Source organism: Mesorhizobium sp. M7A.F.Ca.US.002.01.1.1, from assembly GCF_004022955.1.
Lineage (GTDB): Bacteria > Pseudomonadota > Alphaproteobacteria > Rhizobiales > Rhizobiaceae > Mesorhizobium > Mesorhizobium ciceri.
The window spans coordinates 1-2737 of the sequence record NZ_RZQE01000634.1 but is presented as its reverse complement, the minus strand read 5'-3'; the positions used below and the strand labels follow the sequence as shown (position 1 = coordinate 2737).

The following is a 2737-nucleotide window of genomic DNA, read 5'->3' as shown; positions in this document are numbered from 1 at the left end:
GGCGTAGGACAGTGCCAGGTCGAGCGCATTGCCCGAGGCATCCTGGTTGACGGCGACCAGGCACGGCACGCCGCCGCCCTTCTGGTATTCGCCGCGCACCGTGTGGCCGGGACCCTTCGGCGCGATCATGACGACGTCGACCGTCGACTTCGGCTCGATCAGGCCGAAATGCACGTTGAGGCCGTGCGCGAAGGCGATCGCGGCACCATCGCGGATGTTCGGGGCGATCTCGTTCTTGTAGATGTCGGCCTGCAGTTCGTCCGGCGTTGCCATCATCATCAGGTCGGCCCATTTGGCCGCGTCCGCCACGCTCATCACCTTGAGACCGTCGGCCTCGACCTTCTTGGCGGTTGCCGAGCCGGCCTTGAGGCCGATGGCGATCTCCTTGGCGCCGGAATCCTTGAGGTTGAGCGCATGCGCCCTGCCCTGGCTGCCATAGCCGATGATGGCGACCTTCTTGCCCTTGATCAGATTGAGATCGGCATCACGATCGTAATAGACGCGCATTTTGTCTTCCTTCCCGTTTATAAATCAGAGCATGATGCCGAAAAGTGTGAAGCGGTTTTCGGACGACATCATGCTCTATCTTCTTGATTTAGAGACGGATTCAGATTTCAGGTCGACTTGACCTGAAATCATCCGGCTCTAGGGCCTTGCGGCCGGTTGTTGCTCCATGAAGAGCGAGAAACTGCTGCGTCGCCCGCGCGGCATCGCCGCCGATCGCCGCCTCAGTCAATTCCAGCCGGTCGCCGAGCAGCAGACGGATCTGCACATCGCGGGCGACCAGCCCGAAAAAGGTGCGGAACGCCGTCTCGGCATCCGCGAAATCCAAAAGCCCGGTCCGTCGGCCGGCCTCGAGCACCGGCTTCAGCCGCTTGGCCAATGCGAAGCGGCCGTTCTCCAGCACCACGGCGCCGAGATTGTCCTTGCCGGAGCCCGCATGGCTGACCGCCACCCGATTGAGCGCGATCGACGTGTCGCTGGAAATCACCTTGAGCCAATCCGAGGCGAAGCGCTCGAGGCTCGCGGTCAGCGAGGCAAGATCGAGCCCCTTGCGGTCGACCGGTGCCACCCGCACTTTAGAGGCCTGCCATTGCACCGTCGCCGTCAGCAGCCCGTCGCGGTCGCCGAACCATTTGTAGAGCGTTTCCTTGGAACAGCTGGCGCGGCGCGCCACGGCGGTCATGGTCAGCTGGTCGCCCTCTTCGACCAGCAGCCGCAACGCCGCGTCGAGCACGGCCTTCTGCCGCTCTGTCAGCGCTTCGCTGGTGTCGATGTCAGGCACGATGTGCAACACGCTCTTCTCTCGAAAGGTCGGCATTCCCGATAAGCCGTACCGTACGTTACGGTTCTGCATATTGCGCGATCCGAGGCCGTGCGCAAGAGGACGAGAGCAAAATATCTGCAAAATGGACAGGCGCTGGCGCGACAGGCTCGCTTAATCGCTGGCTGGCGGATGGCGCAACCGTCCAAGCAGTGCCGAGACCATGGTCAGCTCATCCGCCGACAGTTTGGCGCCAACCAGTTCGGCGATCGAGCGTCCGTAGACAGCCCACATCTGGCGGCGTGTCTCTCGCCCCTTGGCCGCGATGCGGATGGTCTGGCCACGGCCGTCATCGGCCACCGGCAGTTTCTCGACGAGCCCATCGGCCTCGAGCCGGGTCAGCAGGCGCGAAATGTTGTATTGCGCGAACAGCGTGTGCTCGATGAGCTGGAACGGCCGCAGCCCGCCCTCGCCCGCCTCGGCGAGTTCATGCAGCACGTCGTACCAGGCAAGTGGGGGCAGACCGGCGGCCTTCAACGCCTCTTCGGCGCTCTCCATCAACTGGCGCGATACGCGCATCAGGCGAGCCCAGGCCTTGATGGCTTCGGGCGAAGGCGCGGCTTTCTCGGTCATGGCGCACCTTAGACGATAGATGCAATTGCATCAAGCTTGACGATCAATGCATATGCATCTACATAGATGCAATTGCATTAATCAGGGAAAGCCAATCCGATGAAACACGAAATCTGCAAACGCGCCGACAAGCTCATTCTCGTCAGCCATCACCTCTGCCCCTATGTGCAGCGCGCCGCGATTTCGCTCACCGAAAAGGGCGTGCCGTTCGAACGCGTCGATATCGACCTCGCCAACAAGCCGGACTGGTTCAAGGCGATCTCGCCGCTCGGCAAGGTGCCGCTGCTGCGCGTGCAGCGAAATGGCGAGGAAACGGTGATCTTCGAATCGGCCGTCATCCTCGAATTCCTCGAAGAGACGCAGGCCAATCCCCTCCACCCTGCCGATCCCTATGCCCGCGCCCGGCATCGCGCCTGGATCGAGTTCGGTTCGGCAACCCTCAATGCCATCGGCCGGTTCTATTCAACATCGACCGAGGCCGGCTTCCTTGACGAATCCAGCGCGCTGTCCGCCATGTTCGACCGTCTCGAAGCCGAGCTGGCGGACGAGCCTGGCGGCCCCTGGTTCGCCAGCAAGCACTTTTCGCTGGTCGACGCCGTTTACGGTCCGGTCTTCCGCTATCTCGATGTCTTCGACCGGATCGGTGATTTCGGCATTCTTGACCGTAAGCCCCTCGTCCGCGCCTGGCGCCAGGCTTTGAGTGAACGCCCGTCGATCAGGCAAGCCGTGGCGCCGGACTACCCACAGCGCCTGCATACCTTCCTGCGGGCAAAGGGATCGTACCTTTCGAGCCTCATTGGCCAAAACGATCCGGCCACCGCGCTTCGACCAGTCCTATCC

At 62.3% G+C, this 2737-nt stretch carries 4 protein-coding genes; 1 reads left to right on the top strand and 3 read right to left on the bottom strand.

Features of this window, described 5'->3' with window-relative positions:
• The 3 genes from EN932_RS33265 to EN932_RS33255 form a co-directional block, all read right to left on the bottom strand.
• Positions 1-507: NAD(P)-dependent oxidoreductase (locus tag EN932_RS33265; RefSeq protein ID WP_164890759.1), on the bottom strand; the 507-nt coding region annotated here is incomplete at its 3' end.
• A 100-nt stretch (positions 508-607) separates the two neighbouring features.
• Positions 608-1321 (bottom strand): TetR/AcrR family transcriptional regulator, encoded by a 714-nt coding sequence (locus EN932_RS33260; protein WP_244514306.1) that lies wholly within the window; start codon positions 1319-1321, stop codon positions 608-610.
• Positions 1322-1438: 117 nt separating this feature from the next.
• Entirely contained in the window at positions 1439-1897 is a 459-nt protein-coding gene (locus EN932_RS33255) for a MarR family winged helix-turn-helix transcriptional regulator (RefSeq protein WP_064993769.1), read from the bottom strand.
• A gap of 99 nt (positions 1898-1996) precedes the next feature.
• Between EN932_RS33255 and EN932_RS33250 the strand changes: the two genes are divergently transcribed.
• Positions 1997-2737 (top strand): glutathione S-transferase family protein (locus EN932_RS33250; protein ID WP_245483375.1); only part of this gene is annotated, 741 nt, incomplete at its 3' end.

Excerpts from the sequence above, each read along its gene's own strand:
- EN932_RS33260 (WP_244514306.1), bottom strand. The coding sequence starts at position 1,321 with ATGCCGACCTTTCGAGAGAAGAGCGTGTTGCACATCGTGCCTGACATC.
- EN932_RS33255 (WP_064993769.1), bottom strand. The coding sequence starts at position 1,897 with ATGACCGAGAAAGCCGCGCCTTCGCCCGAAGCCATCAAGGCCTGGGCT.